Origin of the sequence: Streptosporangium sp. NPDC048047 (assembly GCF_040653115.1) — a bacterium.
In the GTDB taxonomy this organism is placed as follows: domain Bacteria; phylum Actinomycetota; class Actinomycetes; order Streptosporangiales; family Streptosporangiaceae; genus Streptosporangium.
Map to the genome: position 1 here is coordinate 1 of NZ_JBEZNH010000115.1, position 5,183 is coordinate 5,183.

General features: G+C 72.7%; 4 protein-coding genes. 3 read left to right on the plus strand and 1 reads right to left on the minus strand.

Annotated elements, in window-relative coordinates; all coding sequences use genetic code 11:
• On the plus strand, positions 1 to 725 hold a 725-nt coding region (locus AB0D67_RS38815), incomplete at its 5' end, for a phosphopantetheine-binding protein (protein ID WP_362947366.1).
• Between the two features lie 261 nt (positions 726 to 986).
• On the opposite strand, the gene AB0D67_RS38820 is transcribed toward AB0D67_RS38815, so the two are convergent.
• Positions 987 to 1,520, minus strand: coding sequence for a YbhB/YbcL family Raf kinase inhibitor-like protein (locus AB0D67_RS38820; protein WP_362947375.1), 534 nt, complete (start codon positions 1,518 to 1,520; stop codon positions 987 to 989).
• Positions 1,521 to 1,743: 223 nt separating this feature from the next.
• Between AB0D67_RS38820 and AB0D67_RS38825 the strand changes: the two genes are divergently transcribed.
• Both AB0D67_RS38825 and AB0D67_RS38830 read left to right on the plus strand, forming a co-directional pair.
• Entirely contained in the window at positions 1,744 to 1,944 is a 201-nt protein-coding gene (locus tag AB0D67_RS38825; RefSeq protein ID WP_362947369.1) for an MbtH family protein, read from the plus strand.
• Positions 1,945 to 2,156: 212 nt separating this feature from the next.
• Positions 2,157 to 5,183, plus strand: a 3,027-nt coding sequence (locus AB0D67_RS38830; protein ID WP_362947372.1) for an amino acid adenylation domain-containing protein, incomplete at its 3' end; no start/stop codon positions are given.

A 5,183-nucleotide genomic window follows, 5' to 3' on the forward strand; every position in this document is an offset into this window, starting at 1 on the left:
TCCGCGGCATCCGCATCGAACTCGGCGAGATCGAGAACGTACTGAGCCGCCATCCGGACGTGGCCCAGGCCGTCGTCCTCGCCCGGGAGGACCGGTCAGGAGAGCGGCGGCTGGTGGCCTACCTGGTCCCGCGCGCCACGGACACGGAAACGGGAGCCGCCACGGAGACGGGTGGAGGCTCCGGTACGAACGCGGGCCCAGGCACGGAACCGGTCTCAGACACAGGCTCGGCCCCGAATGCGGGCTCGGTCCCGGGTGAGGGCTCAGGTGAGCGCTCGGTCCCGGGTGGAGGATCGGAGGGCTTCGCCGCCCGGGTGCGGCGCTTCGCCGAGGACAACCTGCCCGCCTACATGATCCCGGCGGCCCTCACCGTCATGGACACCCTGCCGCTCAACCACAGCGGCAAGGTCGACCGCCACACCCTGCCCGCCCCCACCTGGCAGGACACCACCACCGCCACCGCCTTCGTCCCACCCCGCACCGACGCCGAACACCTCATCACCGACGTCTGGACCGACGTCCTGGACACCACCCGCATCGGCGTCCACGACGACTTCTTCGCCCTCGGCGGCAACTCCCTGCTCGCCATCAGGGTCCGTTCGCGCATCAGATCCGCGGTGGACCTGGAGATCCCGATCAATGTGATCTTCGCCAACCCCACCGTCGAGAAGCTGGCCGACGCCGTGGAGGCACTGCTGATCGCCGACATCGAGGCGGGAGGCTAGGTCCCGATCCGCCGGCCCTCGTCCGGCGGGGATCCCCGGCGCCCGGCACGCGTCGTACGGCCGTCGTGGCATACCGATCCGGTATGCCACGACTCCGGTATGCCATGACGGTCACGACGCCTGGGCGGGCCGTACCGCCCGGAGGACGGCGGATCGCCGGGAAAGGCCGGTGTCCGGAGGAGACCGGGTGCCGGAGAAGCGTTCGGCCCCTCACCCTCCGGAGGAACCGGAGGGTGAGGGGCCGAGGCGCCGGACGGCCGGTCAGTCCTCGGAGCCCGGCACGCCGTACTCGGCGACCAGCACCGCGCGGGCCAGGGCGTGGTGGTTGATCGTGCCGCTGAAGACGGCGGCCGTCTGGTCGGGGGTGACCTCGATGCTCTCGACCCCGAGGGCGTGCACGGCGAAGACGTAGCGGTGGGCCGGGCCGGGGGGCGGGGCGGCTCCGCCGAAGTCGAAGGTGCCGTAGTCGTTGCGGCCGTGCAGGGCGCCCTTGGGCAGCCCCTCCATGTCGCCGCTGCCCGCGCCGCGCGGCAGCTCGGTCACGTCGGCCGGGATGTCGGCCAGCACCCAGTGCCACCAGCCGCTGCCGGTGGGGGCGTCGGGGTCGAAGCAGGTCACGGCGTAGCTCTTCGTCCCGGCCGGTGCGCCGGACCAGCGCAGGTGCGGGGAGACGTTGCCGGCTTCGTAGACGTGCGCGTCGGGAAGCACCCCGCCGTGCGCCAGATCGTCGCTGGCGACCGTGAAAGCCGGCACCTGTCGCAGATATTCGTATGGCATGGGCGCGCGACCGGCCATCATTCCCCCGTCTTCGTTCCGGACTCCTGGCTGACGGGATCTTGGTCACTTTCCCCCTCACTGTCAAGGGTTGACACCCCTCGGCACGCATAGGAGATACTCCGCATTCGGGGTGTTAGTGACTTAGATGGTGGGATCGGTCGCTTTCCGGCGATGTGCGGTAACCCTGCGTTCCGGTTGACAAAGACGTCCACAAGACCGCTTCCGAAAGCACGGAGTTTCCATGAGCAATCCGTTCGACGACGAGAACGGCAGTTACCTGGTCCTGGTGAACGCCGAGGGGCAGCACTCCCTCTGGCCGGCCTCCGCCGACGTTCCCGGCGGATGGGACATCGCGCACGAGAAGGACAGCCGGCAGGGCTGCCTGGACTTCGTCAACGCGAACTGGGCCGACATGCGGCCGCGCAGCCTTCGGGTGTCCTGAAAAGGACATAAAACCCTCAAAAAGGCTATTAACGCCCCGAAAAGGGCGTCGATTTTCTCCTCTCCGGGCGACTACCGCCACGAACCGCGTTCGGAACCGGGTATTCCGCGCGGCCGGACAGTGGCTGAGCAGCGCCTGGGTCATCGGTTCGGCTTTTCGCCCCATCGTGCCCTGGGCCCCCTGTGCCCTCGGGCCCTGAACCTGGAGATTCCGTGAACCCGAATTCCCTACGGCGGAGCCTCGCCGGGCTGTTCGAGGCGCGGGTGGCGGCGGCCCCCGGCGCCGAGGCGGTGGTCTGCGGCGAGGTCCGCCTGAGCGCGGCCGAGCTCAACGGCCGGGCCAACGCCCTGGCCCGCCGCCTGATCGCCGCCGGCGTCGGACCCGAGTCGCCCGTCGCGGTGCTCATGGAGCGCTCCGCCGACGTGGCGGTGGCGCTGCTGGCCGTCGTCAAGGCCGGCGGCGCCTACGTCCCGCTGCATCCGGCCTACCCGGCCGCCCGCCTGCGGGCGATACTCGGCCAGGCGGGCGTGCGGATCCTGCTGACCGACAGGGCGCACGCCGGCCACGAGCCGCCCGGGAACGTCACCTCCCTGGTCGTGGGCGACGACACCGACCCGGAGAACCCCGGCCTGGACATCGCCGCCGACCGGCTGGCGTACGTGATGTTCACCTCCGGCTCCACCGGCGCGCCCAAGGGCGTGGGCGTCACCCACGGCAACGTCGCCGCCCTCGCCGCCGACCACCGCTGGCGCGGGCACGACCGTGTGCTGTCGCACTCCTCGTTCGCCTTCGACGCCTCCACCTACGAGCTGTGGGTCCCGCTGCTGAACGGCGGCACCGTGGTCATGGCGCCGCCCGGCGCCGTCGACGCCGCGACGGTGGCCCGGATGCTGGACGACGAGCGGGTCACCGCGGTGTTCCTGACGACCGGCCTGTTCAACGTGCTCGCCGAGGAGGCGCCGGAGCTGCTGGCGCGGGTCCCCTTCCTGTGGAGCGGGGGCGAGGCGGCCCACCCCGCCGCGATGGAGCGGATCGTCCTCGCCGGAGGATCCGTGCACAACGGCTACGGCCCCACCGAGAACACGACGTTCGCGCTCGCCCACCGGGTGGGGAAACCGCCGGCGGGCACGGTCCCCATCGGCCGCCCGCTGGACGCCGTCGGCGCCCACGTCCTGGACGGGAACCTGCGGCCCGCCGACGAGGGCGAGCTGTACCTCACCGGGGAGCAGCTGGCGCGCGGCTACCTGGGCCGGCCGGACCTGACCGCCGAGCGCTTCGTCGCCTGCCCGTACGGCGAGCCGGGCACGCGGATGTACCGCACCGGCGACCTGGTGCGGCGCCTGCCCGGCGGCGACCTGGAGTTCGTCGGGCGCGCCGACGGCCAGGTGAAGATCCGCGGCTTCCGCATCGAGCTGGGCGAGATCGAGGCGACCCTCGCGCGGCACCCCGAGGTGGCCCAGGCCGTCGTCCTGGCCAGGGAGGATCACCCCGGCGACCGGCGGCTGACCGCCTACCTCGTCCCGCGCACCGCGGACGCGGACGCCGGAGAGCTCATCGGCCGGGTACGGCGGGCGGCCGGGGAGACGCTGCCCGCCTACATGGTGCCGTCGGCGTTCGTCGTGCTGGCGTCGCTGCCGCTCAACCACAACGGCAAGGTGGACCGCCGTGCGCTGCCCGCTCCGGAGAGCGTGACCTCCGGGACGGCCCCGCGCACCCTCGCCGAGGAACGGCTGTGCGCGCTGTTCGCCGAGCTGCTGGCCGTACCCGGCGTCGGCGTCGACGACGACTTCTTCGCCCTGGGCGGCCACTCACTGCTCGCCATGCGCGCCGTCACCGCCATCCGCGCCGCCTTCTCCGCCGAACTGCGCATCCGCGACGTCTTCGAGGCGCCGACCGTCGCGGAGCTGGCCGTACGGATCGACAAGGCCCGCGGTGAGGGCGGGAGCCGGCCCAGGCCGGTCCTGACGCGCGGCGGGCAGACCGGCAGCCCGGAGCCGTCGTTCGCCCAGTCGCGTCTGTGGATCTCCGACCGGCTCGCCGAGAGCACGGGCCTCTACACGATCCCGCTGGTGCTGCGGCTGACGGGCAGGCTGGACCGCGAGGCGCTGCGGACCGCGGTCGCCGACGTGGCCCGGCGGCACGAGACGCTGCGCACCGTCTTCCCCAGCCGGGACGGCCGCCCCGAGCCGCGGGTGCTGGACGGCGTGCCGGACCTGACCGTCACCGGGCTCATCGGCAGGTCGGAGCTGGACGCCGCGATCCGGCGGACGGCGCTGCGGCCGTTCGACCTGGCGTCGGAGCCGCCGATGCGGGCGGAGCTGTTCGCGCTGCCTCCGGCCGGCGGGCGGGACGAGCATGTGCTGGCCCTGATGTTCCATCACATCGCGATCGACGGGTGGTCCCTCGGCCCGCTGGAGCGGGACCTGGCCACCGCCTACGCCGCGCGGGCACGCGGCGAGGAGCCCGGCTGGGCGCCGCTGCCCGTCGGCTACGCCGACTACGCCCGCTGGCAGCGCGAACTGCTCGGCGACCCCGCCGACCCGGGCAGCCTGATGAGCGAGCAGACCGCCCACTGGCGCACCGCGCTGGCCGGACTGCCCGACGAGATCGCGCTGCCCGCCGACCGGCCCCGGCCGGCGGTGCCCGGGTATCTGGGCGGGTCCGTGCCCTTCACGCTCCCGCCCGGTCTGCGCCGGCGGCTGCTTGCGGTGGCACAGACCGGTCAGGCGACGCTGTTCATGGCGTTGCAGGCCGGGCTGGCCGCGCTGCTGACCCGGCTGGGCGCGGGCACCGACGTACCGATCGGTGCACCCGTGGCAGGCCGCACCGATGAGGCACTGACCGACCTCGTCGGCTTCTTCGCCAACACGCTGGTGCTGCGCACCGACACCTCCGGGAACCCGAGCTTCCGCGAACTGCTGACCCGGGTCCGCGAGACCGACCTGGCCGCTTTCGCCAACCAGGACGTGCCGTTCGAGAGCCTGGTCGAGGCGATCAACCCGCCGCGGGTGCCGGGCCGTACCCCGCTGTTCCAGGTGATGCTCGGCCTGGTGGACGTCTCCCCCGCCGGGAGCGGGGTCGCGGAGCCGTCGATGGCGCTGGACCCGGCGTACTCGCTGTACGGGTTCGGCGGCGCCAAGTGCGACCTGCAGTTCGGCTTCACCGACGACCGCTCCGCCGAGGACGGGGTGGAGGGTGTGCTGCAGTACGCCACCGACCTGTTCGACCGGGCCACCGCC

Coding starts and splice junctions, on each gene's coding strand:
- AB0D67_RS38820 (WP_362947375.1), bottom strand. CDS start 1,520: ATGGCCGGTCGCGCGCCCATGCCATACGAATATCTGCGACAGGTGCCG.
- AB0D67_RS38825 (WP_362947369.1), top strand. CDS start 1,744: ATGAGCAATCCGTTCGACGACGAGAACGGCAGTTACCTGGTCCTGGTG.